Origin of the sequence: Legionella geestiana (genome assembly GCF_004571195.1) — a bacterium.
In the GTDB taxonomy this organism is placed as follows: domain Bacteria; phylum Pseudomonadota; class Gammaproteobacteria; order Legionellales; family Legionellaceae; genus Legionella_B; species Legionella_B geestiana.
The window spans coordinates 326073-342598 of sequence record NZ_CP038271.1 but is presented as its reverse complement, the minus strand read 5'-3'; the positions used below and the strand labels follow the sequence as shown (position 1 = coordinate 342598).

Below are 16526 nucleotides of genomic sequence, written 5' to 3'. Positions count from 1 at the left end.
TGGATGCCAGATGGTTGAAGCCTGCAGCAGATAGCAGCGCGATCATGTATCGGCTTTGCCGTCAGGCTGTCCGAGCATGCGGCTGCAAGGCTAACCGGACATGTTAAATTTATTAATAAGTTGGTGAATATGCGGGCATAAAATTTTGACTGAGAGATGGGCTTTGGTTAAAATGCGGGCTTGCCGGAAAGACACGGGGCTATGAGTGCAATTTGTCAAGAATGGCCCTGAAGTTCCAGACAGTCTTCTGCAATTGCATGAAGATGGGAGAGTCGTGTTTTTTTGTGGTGCAGGTATTTCATATCAAGCTGGGTTGCCTGGATTTTCAGGTTTAATTGATATGATCTATAAAAACCTTACCGTCACACCAAACACTATACAACAAGCTGCGATAAATAATGAGCAGTTTGATATCGCTATTCACTTGTTAGAAGCAGCAATTGTTGATGGTAGAAAAACTGTGCGCAGTGCGCTCGCGGAGATTTTAACGCCCAGCAGCAGTACACCAGACGCCACAGCCACCCATGAAGCTTTACTATTGTTGGCGGAAAACCGTGAGGGTCGTATTAGGCTTATCACTACAAACTTTGATCTTTTATTCGAGAAGGTTAAAACATCAAAATCACTTTCGTTTAAAAGTTTCAATGCTCCGCTGCTTCCCGTGCCGAAAGCTCGCTGGGATGGTTTAGTTTATCTGCATGGCTTGTTACCCAATGAGCCAACAGAAAGTGATCTGGATCAATTGATCCTTTCCAGCGGTGACTTCGGACGGGCTTACTTGATTGAACGATGGGCTGCGCGTTTTGTTAGTGAATTATTTCGCAATTTCTCTGTTTGTTTTGTTGGTTACAGTATAAATGATCCCGTATTGCGTTATATGACTGATGCAATAGCTGCCGAAGGTTTGCTTGGTGAGAAGCCACTGGAAATGTTCGCTTTTGGAGGCTATGCCGATGGCGAAGAGGTGGAATGTAAAAATGGGTGGGAGGCGAAGAACGTTACGCCAATTCTATATCGCGAGGATGAGTATCATACTCACTTGCACAACACGCTGGGTGTTTGGGCTAAAGCTTACCGTGATGGTGTGCGTAGCAAAGAACAAATTGTTGTCGAGTGTGCTATTGCTAATCCGATAACCAGCACAAAACATAATAATATTATCGGGCGTATGCTATGGGCGTTGAATGATCCGAGTGGATTGCCAGCAAAGCGATTCGCTGAGCTTGATCCTGTACCATCGCTGGATTGGTTAGAACCATTGTCCCAGCAATACTTATTTTCGCCACGAATGGCGATTGTTGATGATGGAGATCACAGCAGCAAATTGGATGTAGTGACGATCCAATTGATCCGTTGGCTGATACGTCACCTTGATGATCCTAAGCTACTAGTTCGGTTGGTCAATCGTGGCGGTCAATTACACGACTTTTTTCGTCAAAAGCTCAAACAGCGTCTAGGAGAGCTGGATAGACTTATAAGCACAAAGAATGCGACTGAACTTGATCGTATTAGAGAGAATGCACCTAACGCTATCCCACGTCCAGAAATGCGAACACTCTGGTATTTGATGATCGACGGGCATATAAAACCAAAAAAGGGAAACAATGATCTTTCTCTTTATTCTTGGATCAATCAATTTGAGCGTGATGGGCTAACCACCGGAATGCGTTTATCCCTTCGTAAGATATTGACGCCATTACTTTCATTGAGTGATTCCTGTCTCAGGAATGATGATAAAAATGATCTTGGAAACTGGGATGTCGTATTGGCATCTACTCACCATGCTCATGATGCTCTTGTTCAACTGTCTGAGAATATGAAATGGAAGGAGGCCCTACCGGCATTATTGAATGATTTCAATACGTTGTTACGCGATTTATTTGATTTAAGGCGTGAGCTCGGTGCTGTGAATGACAAAGAGGATGATTCATACTGGCATCAACCATCGATCTCTGAGCATCCGCAGAACGAATATCACAATTATAAAGATTGGACCATATTGATCAAATTAACACGTGAGGCGTGGATTGAGCTCGCTAAGCGCTCGCCGGAGAGGGCGCGGATTTATGCTGAGGCATGGATGCACGTACCATATCCAGTATTTAAGCGCTTTTCGTTTTTTGCTGCTGCACATGAAGGAGTTATTTCGCATCGCCAAGCGCTTGATTGGCTGTTGTCGGATGAAAGGTGGTGGTTTTGGTCAAATGAAACTAAACGTGAAACTATTCGGTTGTTGGTATTTTTGGCACCGCAATTGGATGTAACAATGATGGCGGAGCTGGAACAGGCTATTCTTTCTGAACTACCCCGTGATATGCATTGTACTGATATTAGTACAGATGATTCGCATAAAGCGATAGAGCATAGTGTATTTCTTCGACTTGCGAAAGTGGCTCAAACAGGCGTGGCGCTTAGCGAAGTAGGGGAAAGACGGCTCAAAGAGATTGAAATGAAATATGGGTGGTTACTTGCGCCAGATGAGCGTGACGAATTTCCGGGTTGGATGAGCAGTGGCTCGGGTCTGTTTCAGCCAAAGAACTTTACTCCTTTGCCACGCAGAAGGCGTGGTGTACTGGATTACCTGTTGGCTCATCCTGTTTTAGATGAATCACAAGGTGACGACTGGCGAAGACGGTGTTCTGAGAGTTTTCAAGCGACGGCCTATGCCTTATATAAGCTTGCGAAGACAAATAATTGGCCAGTCAATCGCTGGCGTGACGCATTACAAGCGTGGGCAGAGGAAAAACTATCTGACTGTTCGTGGCGTTTCATGGCTTCAGTTGTAGTAGAAGCACCAAATGACTTTTTGCAATCGTTGTCTCACGGCGTTAGCCGATGGTTAGAAGTCGCAGCGAAAACCTTTGAGGGTGATGATAGTTTTTTTTTGAAGCTGGCTCAGCGCATTTTGCAATTGGATTTCGATCATAATGGTGAAATTGATGATTATATTTCTCACGCTATTAATCATCCCATCGGGCATATCACATTTGCATTGATTTATCGGTGGCTCCGCCAAAAACCCAATGATGGGCAGGGTCTTCCGGAAGATGTTAAATCAATTTTCACTGAACTCTGTGATATAAAAATCGCTAAATTTAGATCTGCGAGAGTGTTGCTGTCTGCTCATGTCATTTCTTTATTTCGGACAGATAAGGCTTGGTCAGCACAATATTTATTGCCGCTATACAAATGGAATAGTTTGTCTGATGAAGCAAAGTCAGTATGGCAGGGATTCTTGTGGTCGCTGCAATTATACAGACCGTTTATAGAGGCAATCAAATCTGATTTTCTCGATATGGCTAATTACTACATACAGCTTGCTGATTATCATCACCAGTTTGCGAGGCTCCTGACATTTGCAACACTTGAACTCAGAGATATTTTGGCTCTACCCCAAATAAGGGGGCACTTTAATCAAGTTAGTCTAGACTAACTAATTGATTTCGCGATCAAATTGGAGATTAAAGTGCCCAAGCATAATCTTATCTTAAATTTACCTGGATTTACCATACAAAAAGTGAGTGGTTATCAACCACTGATATTGGATATTTCGTATCAACGATTACCTCGCTGTGCCCATTGCAATAGCAAAGCAGTGCGTAAAAAGGCATCTTATATACGAACCGTAGCTCATGAATTAATTGGTCATCGCCGCAGCCTTTTGCGATTTAAGGCCTATAAACTGTATTGCAATACATGCCAGCGCTACGGAAATCAGCAGTTTCCTGGCATCAATAAGCATCAGCGTTCAACCTGGCGTTTACAGGCAGCGGTATTTCATAACCACACGCGAGGAATTTCCCAAAAAGACCTTGCTCAGCAATTTAATAAAGGGAAAGCTACGATTGAGCGTTGGTATCATCGACAATATCAGGAGCAGGCTAAAGAGTTGATGAATACACCATGTCCAACTGTACTGGGTATTGATGAGCACTTCTTTAGCCGAAAACAGGGATTTGCCACAACGCTGTGTGACCTGAAAAAACATAAGGTGTTTGATATTGTGAAAGGCCGAAGTGAATCTGATCTTGCCAGTTATCTGGCCTCCCTTACCGGAAAAGAACGCGTCAAGGTGGTTTGTATGGATTTAAGTAGTACTTACCGCTCTATTGTAAAAAAACATTTTCCCAATGCAAAAATTGTGGCTGACCGATTTCATGTTATTCGCTTGCTTCAACATCAATGTATGATGACCTATCGCGAACTATCGAGCCAAATAAAAAGTAATCGGGGTATATTGGCTTTACTGCGTACACGACCTGATAGATTGACTCCTCAACGGCGACTTAAGCGGGATGCATTCCTTCAAGACAATCCCGCTATAAACGCTATATATCAGTTCCAGCAACAAATTCATGCGTTACTCTTACACAAATCCATGAATAAAGATTGGTGTAAGAAAATGATCCCTCAGTTTTTAAATATGCTGGATGAACTGAAAAATAGTCCATTTAAAGCATTGGCAGTGCTTGGTAAAACATTTTGTCAATGGAAAGAAGAGATAGTACGCATGTGGCGGTTTAGAAAGTCAAATGGGCTCTACCCCAAATAAGGGGGCACTTTAATCAAGTTAGTCTAGACTAACTAATTGATTTCGCGATCAAATTGGAGATTAAAGTGCCCAAGCATAATCTTATCTTAAATTTACCTGGATTTACCATACAAAAAGTGAGTGGTTATCAACCACTGATATTGGATATTTCGTATCAACGATTACCTCGCTGTGCCCATTGCAATAGCAAAGCAGTGCGTAAAAAGGCATCTTATATACGAACCGTAGCTCATGAATTAATTGGTCATCGCCGCAGCCTTTTGCGATTTAAGGCCTATAAACTGTATTGCAATACATGCCAGCGCTACGGAAATCAGCAGTTTCCTGGCATCAATAAGCATCAGCGTTCAACCTGGCGTTTACAGGCAGCGGTATTTCATAACCACACGCGAGGAATTTCCCAAAAAGACCTTGCTCAGCAATTTAATAAAGGGAAAGCTACGATTGAGCGTTGGTATCATCGACAATATCAGGAGCAGGCTAAAGAGTTGATGAATACACCATGTCCAACTGTACTGGGTATTGATGAGCACTTCTTTAGCCGAAAACAGGGATTTGCCACAACGCTGTGTGACCTGAAAAAACATAAGGTGTTTGATATTGTGAAAGGCCGAAGTGAATCTGATCTTGCCAGTTATCTGGCCTCCCTTACCGGAAAAGAACGCGTCAAGGTGGTTTGTATGGATTTAAGTAGTACTTACCGCTCTATTGTAAAAAAACATTTTCCCAATGCAAAAATTGTGGCTGACCGATTTCATGTTATTCGCTTGCTTCAACATCAATGTATGATGACCTATCGCGAACTATCGAGCCAAATAAAAAGTAATCGGGGTATATTGGCTTTACTGCGTACACGACCTGATAGATTGACTCCTCAACGGCGACTTAAGCGGGATGCATTCCTTCAAGACAATCCCGCTATAAACGCTATATATCAGTTCCAGCAACAAATTCATGCGTTACTCTTACACAAATCCATGAATAAAGATTGGTGTAAGAAAATGATCCCTCAGTTTTTAAATATGCTGGATGAACTGAAAAATAGTCCATTTAAAGCATTGGCAGTGCTTGGTAAAACATTTTGTCAATGGAAAGAAGAGATAGTACGCATGTGGCGGTTTAGAAAGTCAAATGGCATTACAGAAGGGTTTCATAGAAAGATGAAGTTAATACAAAGAAGAGCTTATGGCTTTCGTAACTTTGAAAATTACAGAACTCGTGTTAGGGTGCTCTGTTGTTAATGGTGAGTGCCCCCGTAATTGGGAAAGACCCGTCAAATGGCATTACAGAAGGGTTTCATAGAAAGATGAAGTTAATACAAAGAAGAGCTTATGGCTTTCGTAACTTTGAAAATTACAGAACTCGTGTTAGGGTGCTCTGTTGTTAATGGTGAGTGCCCCCGTAATTGGGAAAGACCCGGAATATGGCGCGCCCGGAAGGATTCGAACCTCCGACCCCCTGGTTCGTAGCCAGATACTCTATCCAACTGAGCTACGGGCGCGTTTTCTTGGCGGAGAAAGAGGGATTCGAACCCTCGATGGGGTTTCCCCCATACTCCCTTAGCAGGGGAGCGCCTTCGACCACTCGGCCATCTCTCCGTTCAATGGTTGGCGATTATAGCAGCTCTAAAACGCCCGTCAATGGGTTTTTGGTAAAATTTGTTTTTTCGCAAAAAATTGATTTCGCAGGTAATTTCCAAAACCCTTAGAATACTGCTATCTTTGGTGCAGCTAAGCGCCGCGAGGCACGGCAATCTTTTCAGGAGGAACGATGAAGCAGAAGTCAAATTTGGCGGGGAGAGGGGTGTATGTGGTCGATGGCTGCCGCACTCCTTTCCTGAAAGCGCGCGGCGTTGGGCCGTTTGGGAGCGGAGATTTGGCCGTTATGGCCGGACGGGAACTGCTCTCGCGCCAGCCCTTCAGCCCTGATGCACTTGATGAAGTCATTCTTGGGTGCGCGATGCCAGGCCCCGATGAAGCGAATATAGCGCGCGTTGTCGCACTGCGACTGGGGTGTGGCAGCAGCGTTCCGGCATTTACGGTCATGCGTAATTGCGCTTCCGGCATGCAGGCGCTTGACAATGCGGCGCAGGATATCGCAATGGGACGTTGTGATCTTGTTCTGGCAGGCGGCACTGATGCCATGAGCCATGCGCCACTGCTTTTCAACCAGAAAATGGCCGCCTGGCTTGCAAGCTGGTTTTCCGCAAAATCAGCCGGACAACGTGCCGGACTGCTGCTGAAACTGCGCCCCTCGTTTCTGGCGCCGGTAATAGCGCTTCTGCGCGGACTGACCGACCCCATCGTTGGACTCAACATGGGACAAACGGCAGAAAATCTCGCGTTTCGCTTCGGCATTACACGCGAACAGATGGACGCCTTTGCCGCCCGTAGTCACCAGAAGGTCCTGCAGGCAGTCAAAGACGGTCGCATGCAGGAAGTAGTGCCAATGATTGACAGCCGTGGCCGCGTGTATGCAGCTGATGATGGCGTCAGGAGCGACAGCACACCGGAAAAACTTGCAGGGCTTAAACCCTATTTTGATAAAAAATATGGCATGGTGACGGCGGGTAACAGTTCGCAGGTAACAGACGGCGCGTGTATGCTGCTGCTCGCAAGCGCTGATGCTGTTAAAAAATATGGCCTGAAAGTTTTGGGTCGCATTGTGGATTCACAATGGGCGGCACTTGATCCCGCTCAAATGGGGCTCGGACCGGTTCACGCTGCAACTCCCATCCTTCAGCGACAGGGGCTTGTGCCCTCGGATGTCAAACACTGGGAAATTAACGAAGCCTTCGCCGCCCAGGTTCTCGCCTGTCTTGCCGCATGGGAAGATGATGCCTATTGCCGGAACGAGCTCGGCCTTGATAAAGCCCCCGGCGCACCATCGCTTGATTCCCTAAATCCCGATGGCGGCGCCATCGCACTGGGTCATCCTATTGGTGCCAGTGGGGCACGGATTGTGCTGCATGCGCTGCAATCACTCAAAGAGCCGGGAGAAAAGGCCATGGCTGCAATTTGTATTGGTGGCGGACAGGGTGGTGCCATGTATCTGGAACATGTGACGGAGGCTAAGGAATAATGAGTAATTACAAACACTGGCGTCTGGAAAAAGACGCGGAAAACATCGTGTGGCTTGGCATGGACCGCGCTGGAAACTCCGTGAACAGCATTAACGACGAAGTGCTCGATGAGCTGAACAGCCTGTTGCAGGAAATTGCCGCGATGAGTGACGCCAAAGGGCTCATAATCTGGTCTGCAAAGCCTAAGGGGTTTGTGGCGGGAGCCGATGTCAACGCGATTGCCGGCCTCAGCAACCCCGCGCAGGCAGTTGACTTTATTCGTAAAGGACAGGCGGTATTTTCCCGGCTTGAAGCGCTCGGGATTCCTACGGTAGCAATGATTGACGGTTTTTGCATGGGGGGCGGTCTTGAGCTTGCGCTCGCCTGTCGCTATCGCGTTGCCAGTGACGCAAGAGATACTCGCCTTGGACTGCCTGAGGTGTTGCTCGGCATCCATCCCGGCTGGGGTGGAACCGTGCGCCTGCCGCGTCTCATCGGTGGATTTGCGGCACTGTCACAGGTCATTCTTACCGGCGCGCCACTCTCTGCCTCCCGCGCGAAGCAGCTGGGTGTTGTGGATGATGTTGTGCCGGTACGTCAGTTGCGCCGTGCATGCATTCGTTTTGTGCAGAATAAACCCGCACCGCATAAACCCGGCTTCCTCGAGGCTCTGAGCAATCTCGTCTGGGTGCGCCCGCTTCTCGCGCGCGTCTTTCGCACTCAGGTGGCTAAGAAAATCCGTAAAGAACATTATCCGGCGCCATTTGCAGTGGTTGACTTATGGGAGAAAGAAGGCGGGGCGGGGGAGCGTGCCTATCTGAAGGAAGCCGATTCCGTTGAACGGCTGGTATCAGAAGGTGATACGGTCAAGAACCTTATTCGCGTGTTTTTTCTGCGAGAACGCCTTAAGGCTTTCGCCAAAGACACGGGCTTTGCAGCGAAACATGTGCATGTGATTGGCGCGGGAGTCATGGGGGGCGACATTGCTGCATGGTGCGCACTGCGTGGTTTACGGGTCACACTTCAGGATACCGGCAGCGAGAGGATTGCGCCTGCCATCGCCCGGGCGCATGCGCTCTACCGTAAAAAACTTAAAAAACCACGCCCCATTCAGGATGCAATGGACAGACTTATCCCCGATCCCAATGGTCACGGGATGGCGCAGGCAGATGTCATTATTGAGGCGGTGTTTGAGAATCTCGAGGTCAAGCAGAACATTATGCGTCAAATGGAAGCGCTTGCGCGTAAGGACGCGATTCTCGCCACCAATACCTCCAGTATTCCACTCGATGAGATAAACCAGGTGATGAAGCACCCTGAGCGTCTGGTGGGGATTCATTTCTTCAATCCAGTGTCACGCATGGAACTGGTGGAAGTGGTCAGCAGCCAGCAGACTTCGACCTCAGTCGCAAATGATGCGTGTGCCTTTGTCAACCAGATTGGGCGTTTGCCCCTGCCGGTTAAATCAAGCCCCGGCTTTCTCGTAAACCGTGTGCTGATGCCCTACCTTATGGAGTGCATGCAGCTGCTCGAGGAAGGCTTTAGCGGTGAGTCGATTGATGAGGCGGCAAAGGCGTTTGGGATGATGATGGGGCCTGTCGAGATGGCAGATACTGTTGGAATGGATGTATGCCTTGCCGTTGCCGAAAATCTGACCGGTCATTTTGGTGGAACCGTGCCGGCAAAGCTGCGTCAAATGGTCGCTCAGGGGAAACTCGGTCGCAAATCCGGTGAAGGATTCTATCGCTACCGCGATGGGCGTCCTGTGCGTGGCAAAGCCAGCTGCACGCCTGAGCAACAGCGTGAAATTGCTGAGCGTCTGGTGCTGCGCATGGTCAATGAATCCACTGCCTGTCTGCGGGAAGGGGTGGTTGCAGATGCCGATTTGCTCGATGCCGGCATGATTTTCGCGACTGGCTTCGCTCCTTTTCGCGGTGGCCCCATGCACTATGCTCAAAGCTGCGGTGAAGAGCGCCTTAGCGCGTTGTTTACTGAACTTTCCGCACGGTTTGGTGAGCGTTTTCAGCGCGAAGCCCTTGTTGTAAAGCCTGAAACTGTCAGTGAATGACGGGAAACACATCAGGGTCTCTTAAACAGTTAAGAGACCCTGATAGCAGTCAGGTGCCGTAGCAGGACCCCTTTGTGCCGGACAATTTTTTTAAGGTATAAAAGACACGTACAAAGTTGCATCTATCGGGTATTGAAGCGAGGCTTTCGGAAACGCAAACGGGCACGCAGACGTTCACGTTATTGTCGCGCCAGCGCGGTTGTTTGATTGTTTTTTGCAGTGCGCTTGCAGCTTTGCGTAGCGTTTACACCTGCATTATCTCGAGTACGTATTGATTGGCCGTTGCCGTTCATTCAAATGCGCGCAAGAGCGCGTACCTTCACGTTAACGTCTGCGTGCCCGTTTGCGTTACCGATATAGTTGGCTCACTCATGAAAGTAATGAGGACACGCCCTAAATTATCCGGTACAAAGGCAGGACTCATCATCAACCGTTTTTTTTCTGTCACAAACCGTGGGCTAAGGGGTTCGGCGTCTTTGCCAGACATGGTGGGATAATCCCACTATCACAAAACTCGCGGCAATATCAATGTAATAATGCCATCCAAGCAGCACGCAGGATGCAATCAGTGATGCTGTATATATCCAAAGCGGGTAATAGACCAAGGCCCACATTCGCGTCAGTCGCAGGCAGAGAAAAGCCCAGATAACGTGATAGGAAGGCAGGGAAATCATGCCTCCATCGCCTGTTGTCGGGGGGATATAGTGGTGAATCTGCCAAAACTTTAGGCCGGTTGCATACTGTTGTGCGGTAAAGCGCGGATTATCAAGTATACTCGCTGGAGCTGTTGTCGGGAAAAAATAGTAAATCATAAAGCCCACAAAGGCTGTGGCCAGCATCATAAAGTAGTATTCACGCAAGTGTTCGATGTGTCCTGCAAGAATAACGAGGAGAGGTATGGTAATAATTTCATACGCAAGGTATTTGTAACAGAACCACAACCAGCGCTCCAGAATCGGATAGCTCTGCAACCACGTCATCGAATGCGAAACGTCCAGATGAAGGGCGCCATCAAACGCATACAGCGCGCTGTCAATCGGTTTAAAAGGCGTGAACTGTACGGCGTTGGTCATAATAAGGATAATGCAAAGCATCAGCGTAAAAAAGAAGAATTCGCGTACTCGGATGGTCACAGGAGAATGTGTGCCAAACTGCAGCCTGCACCCTGCGTACAGCAAACCAGTCAGGAGGGTGAAAAGCGGTGGCGCATCAACGAAATAATTTACCCCCGGATAATGGGTGTGCGCATGATTCCAGGTGAATGCATAAAGGGCGAACGACAGTGAGAGCGCGCCCGCGAGAATGATATCACGCGTCTTCGTCGCGGGATGGAGCGCCTGCCTGTTTCTGTAGAATCGCCTGATATATTTCTTCACGGTGCACCTTGAGCGATCGTGGAGCTTCAACGCCAAATTTGATATTTCCGTGTTCGAGCGTGCGAAAGGCAACGAGGGAAACTTTCTCACCATTCACGGTAATGGTCAGGGGTTCCTCAAAAGGCAGCATCAGTATATTCATGAGAGAAAAACGCTTTTTTTTGAACGTTATAGCTCAACAGGTCTGCAAAAGCAATGCCTCATCAAATCTCCAATGCTGAAGTGGCGCTGTATTGAAAAAATGCGTTGCGCAAAAAGGGTGAATCAGGTATCATCGTGCGGTTTTAACCTTGCCTTACCGGACTTTTCCTGGAAGGCGTATCCACAAGGAGACTTCATGCGTCATTATGAGATTGTATTTCTTGTCCACCCCGATCAGAGCGAGCAGGTTCCCGCTATGGTTGAGCGGTACGAAGCCGTTATCGGCAAACATGGTGGTATCGTCCATCGTAAAGAAGACTGGGGTCGCCGTCAGCTTGCGTACACCATCCAGGATGTGCACAAGGCACACTATATTCTGTTAAACATTGAATGTAATCAGGAAGCGCTTGACGAACTTAAAAACATGTTCAAGTTCAATGACGCCATTCTGCGCAATCTTATCATCAACAAGAAAGAAGCCATTACCGGCGAATCCGCCCTGATGAAAAAAGATAAAGAAAAAGACAAACGCGACGTTTGAGAGGAATACACCCATGTCTGCTTATTTTCGAAGAAAAAAAGTCTGCCGATTCACCGGCGATGCGGCGCACGAGATTGATTATAAAGATATCGTCATGCTGAAAAACTATATTTCCGAGTCCGGCAAAATTGTTCCAAGCCGTATCACCGGAACGCAAACCCGCTTCCAGCGTCAGCTGGCCAAGTCTATCAAACTGGCCCGTTTTCTGGCTCTGCTGCCATATTGCGACAGCCACCGTTAAGGGGTGTCGGGGATTTGTAAACCAGAACGTGTGGCGCTGTCTGTCATTGATAAACAGTGCCCGAACAGAGGGTATGTGTTATGCAGGTTATACTTCTTGAAAAAGTGAGAAATCTCGGTAACCTTGGCGACAAGGTCGATGTTAAACCAGGGTACGGAAGAAACTTCCTGATTCCTCAGGGAAAAGCCGTTTTCGCAACGGTAAAAAACCTTGAGCATTTTGAAGCGCGTCGTGCGGAGCTTGAGAAAAAGGCCAGCCAGGATCTTGCAAAAGCTGAGCAGCGTGCCGCAGTTCTTAACGATGTAACCATCCAGATTCCTGCGATGGCCAGCGACGAAGGAAAGCTGTACGGTTCAGTAGGAGCTTCTGACATTATCGATGCACTGCGTGCTCGTTCAATTGATGTCGCCCGTCGCGAAATTTCCCTGCCAGATGGTCCTATTCACTCATTGGGTGCTTACACGATTGAAGTGCAGGTACACGGTGATGTCACTGCTTACCTCCAGGTTGAAGTGGTTGCCTCCAAGTAACCATTTTTTCGGGATGTGCTATTATTGTACATAGCGCATCCTGAAGCTTCCCCTTCCACGTGATGCATTGCTTCAGTGTGACAATTCACCATACTTTGAATGCTTAAGGGGAAAAGCCAGATTTGAGTGCAGGTTGTCCATAGTGCATTATGCGCCAAATATCACTTTTCGGGGTACGTGGTGAAAGGTTACGCTTCAGTGACCGCATGAGATAAGGATGATTCATGGAATCACAAGACCGTCAGAGAGAGTCTGAAGCTGCTATTCTCTTTATTACCCGCCAATTTCTTAAAGAGCAGGAAATGTCACGGGCTATTAGCGCCGTTTCGCTTGACGCATCGCTCGATAATGATCTTGGTATAGATTCTCTTGGTAAGGTTGAACTGTTTACCCGCATTGAAAAAAACCTTGATATCCGTTTTCCTGATGCGGTAATGGCGCAGTCAGATACCCTGCGTGCCATCGCAGAAGCGGCAGCAATTGCAAAACCCGACCTCCCTTCAGAGGCTGTAAAATCCGTTCTGCTGCAGGAAACGACCCTGCAGCTGCTCTCTCCTGATACACTGGAGACTATGGTGGATGTGCTTTATCACCATGCAGAACAAGAGCCTGACAGGGTACACATGTACCTTGTGGAGGAGGGCGGACAAGAACTCCCGCTCACCTTTGGGGAGTTGCTTGATGCAGCAAAGCGTGTTGCCACTGGTCTGAAAAAGCTTGGGGTAGGTAATGATGATGCAGTTGCCATTATGTTACCTACGGGATTTGAGTTTTTTAAAACTTTCATGGGGATACTGCTCGCTGGCGCGATTCCTGTGCCGTTGTATCCACCGTTTCGTCCCGACAGGCTGCTCGAGTACGCGATGCGTGAGTCGCGCATTCTCGCCAACGCAGAAGCGCGCTGTCTTGTAACCTTTGCCGGCGCCTCCATGCTCGGCAAACTCCTGAAAAGCAGTGTGCCCAGCCTGCGCGCAGTCGTACTGGCCTCTTCACTGGGGAATGATGAGCCCATTGCTTCGCGCACAGTTAGACGCCCGGAAGATGCGGTTATTGTGCAATACACATCGGGAAGTACGGGCGATCCTAAGGGCGTGTTGATAACACACCAAAGCATGCTGTCAAACATACGTTCATCAGGAAAGGCCATGGGAGTCAGCGCGCGCGATTCTCTTGTCAGCTGGCTGCCTTTGTACCATGACATGGGGCTGATGAGCTGGCTTGGCAGCCTCTATTTTGGCATCCCAATTACTATTTTTTCTCCGCTTAGTTTCCTGAATCGTCCTGAACGCTGGCTGTGGGCAATACATTATCACCGTGGAACTATTTCCGCAGGTCCCAATTTTGCCTATGCCCTTTGCGTCAAAAAAATTGACCCCAAAGCCATAGAAGGCCTTGACCTCAGTTCATGGCGATTGGCGTTAAATGGCGCGGAGGCGGTTAACAGCCAGACGCTGCTCCGCTTTTATGAGACGTTTAAAAAGTATGGCCTCCAGAAGAGCGCACTCTATCCAGTCTATGGCCTTGCTGAAAATACCGTTGGACTTTCTTTTCCAGTGCCGGGTTCGGAACTTATTATTGACCGTGTTAAGCGCGAGCGCCTCGAAACAGAAGGCTATGCAGAGCCTGCGGGCAGCGGGGATGCCGTAGAATTTGTCTCTCTGGGACGCACCATTGAAGACAGTGAAATTCGTATCGTTGATGCAGCGAGTCAGCCAGTTCGCGAGCGTCAGATTGGAGAAATCCAGTTTCGAGGGGCATCTGCCATGCAGGGATATTACCGTAACCTCAAGGCCACGGCTGCGGCATGGCACGATGGCTGGTGGGACACGGGAGATTTGGGCTATATTGCCAATGGTGACTTATACATCACTGGTCGTAAAAAAGATTTGATTATTAAAGCCGGTCGTAACCTTTATCCCGAAACCATTGAAGATGTAACGGGTAAAATTCCTGGCATTCGTCGCGGATGTGTGGTGGCATTTGGTGTCTCAAACGCACATTCGGGTACCGAGCATCTGGTAATTGTGGCGGAAACCGCCGATAAGAGTCAGGAAGGCCTTCATGCGCTCGAGGGTAAAATCACTCATGAAGTGAGCCTCGCACTCGGCGTTCCACCGGACAAAGTCGTGCTGGTGCCACCACAAAGCATCCCAAAAACATCCAGTGGCAAACTGCAGCGTTCTGCCTGTAAGCAGGCCTATCTAAAGGGAGATTTAGGCGACAAACATGCCAGCATGTCGCTGCAGGCTGCAAAACTGGTTGCGCGCTCCCTCTACCAGCGAGTGCGTGGCTGGCCACGATTTCTCATGCGAGTACTCTATACGCTCTACAGCGTACTGATAATTGCAATCCCGGGTTTACTGTCAGCAGCCCCGGCACTTCTCATGCCTGAGAAACTGGCGGCACGCTGGTTAAAAGTATGCGCGCGCGGATTATGCATGTTGTTGCTGGTGCCTGTACGTGTGAAAAATCTTAGTGATAAGCCCATAGAGGGAGCGTGTATTTATTGTCCAAACCATGCGAGTTACATGGATGCACTGGTGCTTCAAGCCGTATTGCCTGCCGGTACGCGGTTTGTCGGTAAAAAAGAGCTCATGAAAAGCCCGGGGATTTCGCTCTTTTTGAAAAAGCTTCGTATGCTGTCAGTTGACCGATTTGAGTTTTCAAAAAATCTCGAGGATACAGCCGTGATTGGTGAAGCTCTGGCTGCAGGTGATTCAGTCACCCTCTTTCCTGAGGGCACATTTACTTTTGCAAGTGGCCTGCGTCCGTTTCGTTCGGGTGCCTTTCAACTGGCGGTGGACAGTAACGTACCGATTGTTCCAGTTTCACTGACCAACACCCGAAAATGGCTGCGTACTGGCTCATACCTTTTTAGCCCGGCGAGCGTTACCGTTACCATTGGAGAGCCTTTACAGCCTGTGGGTTCGGGATGGGAGGAAGTAGTTCGTCTTCGCAAAGCCACGCGCATGGCCATAGCCGCTTACTGTGGCGAAGATGTGCTCGACCTTGTGCACTCAGGCCCTGAGCGTTAAGTCCTCTTTCGCTTCAAGGGGGGAGACAGACAGGGAAGATATGGGCTTTAGGAATTGCAGTTTGAGCGGCACGCCTCGCGGCTTTTCAAGGGCAATGCGATGCAGGTCCTGAGTGGCGTTTTTGCAGGCATCAAGCGTTTCGAAATTAAACCGGAGTGCCGATTCTCCAAAGGTTTCACGCACACTTTGTATGCGCTCCTCTAAAGGCATGAGCATCAGCAGTTCAGCGAGTCTCTCTGGAAGTCTTTTAGCAGCATGCCAGAGCGCATTGCCGCGCGGGATTTCCAGCGAATTAGTGTAGAGCGTCTGAGTCAGTATCGCGGTCACGTTGGGTAGATGTTTCATAACATCACAAATTATCGATACATGCTCCGCGTGGTAGCATATGGCATAAACAAGCAGTGGTGCATCGGTACGATGCCCATAAACCATGCTGTGAGTCAGTAAATCAGAAATCAGCTGATGATGTTGCGAGCCTTGATGCGCATCAATATGTGATTGCGACGTGGCAAAAGCAGCCTTGAGAAGTACCGGGAAAGCCTGCTTTTGAAAACGCAGGCATTGCATTAAAACATTGCGCTGCGTCTCAACCGTTGTCCAGCGGAAAAAAATGCCCTGTTCTTCCGGGGGGAAAAGCTGAAGCACGTCGAGGATGGCAATGGTATGAATGGCACAGCCTGACATAATCGCGTTGAATAACAGTTCAGGGTGGCGCTGAAAGACCTCTTTGCAATATTCACGCACACTCTCAAGACGCGCCGAAAGGGCGGGCTCTGGAGCATCTGGAGGCGGTTCAAGCCGTTTCAGGAGGGTTGAAAGCCGCAGTTTGCCCTCGCGAAAATACCCCACTTCCGTCACAACACGCGCGACTCCGGCATTGCGGGGACAAAGCCAGTGGTACCATGGACGGTAGCCTTCCAGTGTGTCGGTCGCAAATTGATTTACGTCATCAAGCAGCGCCTTCGGCGAAACATGCGGCAT

At 48.5% G+C, this 16526-nt stretch carries 11 protein-coding genes, 2 tRNA genes and 2 pseudogenes; 10 read left to right on the top strand and 5 right to left on the bottom strand.

Translation table 11 applies throughout. From position 1 onward, the window contains the following. Window positions 1–205 precede the first annotated feature (205 nt). From E4T54_RS01465 to E4T54_RS12165, 4 genes and pseudogenes are all read left to right on the top strand, one after another. A complete protein-coding gene (locus E4T54_RS01465) occupies window positions 206–3433 on the top strand; it encodes an SIR2 family protein (protein WP_051550920.1) in 3228 nt (1075 codons plus the stop codon). A 33-nt stretch (window positions 3434–3466) separates the two neighbouring features. Then, window positions 3467–4540, top strand: a pseudogene (locus E4T54_RS01460) (ISL3 family transposase); the annotation flags it as partial. 77 nt (window positions 4541–4617) lie between these two features. Beyond that, window positions 4618–5793, top strand: coding sequence for an ISL3 family transposase (locus E4T54_RS01455; RefSeq protein WP_115152802.1), 1176 nt, complete (start codon window positions 4618–4620; stop codon window positions 5791–5793). A gap of 32 nt (window positions 5794–5825) precedes the next feature. After that, a pseudogene (locus E4T54_RS12165) lies at window positions 5826–5939 on the top strand (transposase); the annotation flags it as partial. A gap of 37 nt (window positions 5940–5976) precedes the next feature. Here the strand turns inward: E4T54_RS12165 and E4T54_RS01445 are convergent. Together E4T54_RS01445 and E4T54_RS01440 are read right to left on the bottom strand one after the other, a co-directional pair. Continuing rightward, window positions 5977–6053: transfer RNA gene (locus E4T54_RS01445), tRNA-Arg, on the bottom strand. A 7-nt stretch (window positions 6054–6060) separates the two neighbouring features. Further along, a tRNA-Ser gene (locus E4T54_RS01440) sits at window positions 6061–6150 on the bottom strand. Window positions 6151–6322: 172 nt separating this feature from the next. Here E4T54_RS01440 and E4T54_RS01435 point away from each other — a divergent pair. Next, window positions 6323–7633 (top strand): acetyl-CoA C-acetyltransferase, encoded by a 1311-nt coding sequence (locus E4T54_RS01435; RefSeq protein WP_028386131.1) that lies wholly within the window; start codon window positions 6323–6325, stop codon window positions 7631–7633. Continuing rightward, a complete protein-coding gene (locus E4T54_RS01430) occupies window positions 7633–9681 on the top strand; it encodes a 3-hydroxyacyl-CoA dehydrogenase NAD-binding domain-containing protein (RefSeq protein ID WP_051550846.1) in 2049 nt (682 codons plus the stop codon). The genes E4T54_RS01435 and E4T54_RS01430 overlap by 1 nt, the downstream gene beginning before the upstream one ends. A gap of 458 nt (window positions 9682–10139) precedes the next feature. Here the strand turns inward: E4T54_RS01430 and E4T54_RS01425 are convergent, their stop codons facing one another. Both E4T54_RS01425 and E4T54_RS01420 read right to left on the bottom strand, forming a co-directional pair. Then, the gene (locus E4T54_RS01425) at window positions 10140–11057 is read right to left on the bottom strand and encodes a phosphatase PAP2 family protein (protein WP_051550847.1); all 918 of its coding nucleotides are present in this window, start codon (window positions 11055–11057) and stop codon (window positions 10140–10142) included. Further along, on the bottom strand, window positions 10990–11199 hold the full coding sequence (locus E4T54_RS01420) for a carbon storage regulator (protein WP_081776720.1): 210 nt from the start codon (window positions 11197–11199) through the stop codon (window positions 10990–10992). The genes E4T54_RS01425 and E4T54_RS01420 overlap by 68 nt, the downstream gene beginning before the upstream one ends. Window positions 11200–11394: 195 nt before the next feature. Here E4T54_RS01420 and rpsF point away from each other — a divergent pair, with 195 nt between their 5' ends. The 4 genes from rpsF (at window position 11395) to E4T54_RS01400 (ending at window position 15545) form a co-directional block, all read left to right on the top strand. Next, a complete protein-coding gene (rpsF, locus tag E4T54_RS01415; protein WP_028386133.1) occupies window positions 11395–11739 on the top strand; it encodes a 30S ribosomal protein S6 in 345 nt (114 codons plus the stop codon). A 13-nt stretch (window positions 11740–11752) separates the two neighbouring features. Further along, a complete protein-coding gene (rpsR, locus tag E4T54_RS01410; RefSeq protein WP_028386134.1) occupies window positions 11753–11980 on the top strand; it encodes a 30S ribosomal protein S18 in 228 nt (75 codons plus the stop codon). Between the two features lie 80 nt (window positions 11981–12060). Continuing rightward, a complete protein-coding gene (gene rplI, locus E4T54_RS01405) occupies window positions 12061–12510 on the top strand; it encodes a 50S ribosomal protein L9 (protein ID WP_028386135.1) in 450 nt (149 codons plus the stop codon). A 224-nt stretch (window positions 12511–12734) separates the two neighbouring features. Continuing rightward, entirely contained in the window at window positions 12735–15545 is a 2811-nt protein-coding gene (locus tag E4T54_RS01400) for an AMP-binding protein (protein ID WP_028386136.1), read from the top strand. Here the strand turns inward: E4T54_RS01400 and E4T54_RS01395 are convergent. Continuing rightward, a complete protein-coding gene (locus E4T54_RS01395) occupies window positions 15528–16526 on the bottom strand; it encodes a hypothetical protein (protein ID WP_028386137.1) in 999 nt (332 codons plus the stop codon). The genes E4T54_RS01400 and E4T54_RS01395 overlap by 18 nt on opposite strands.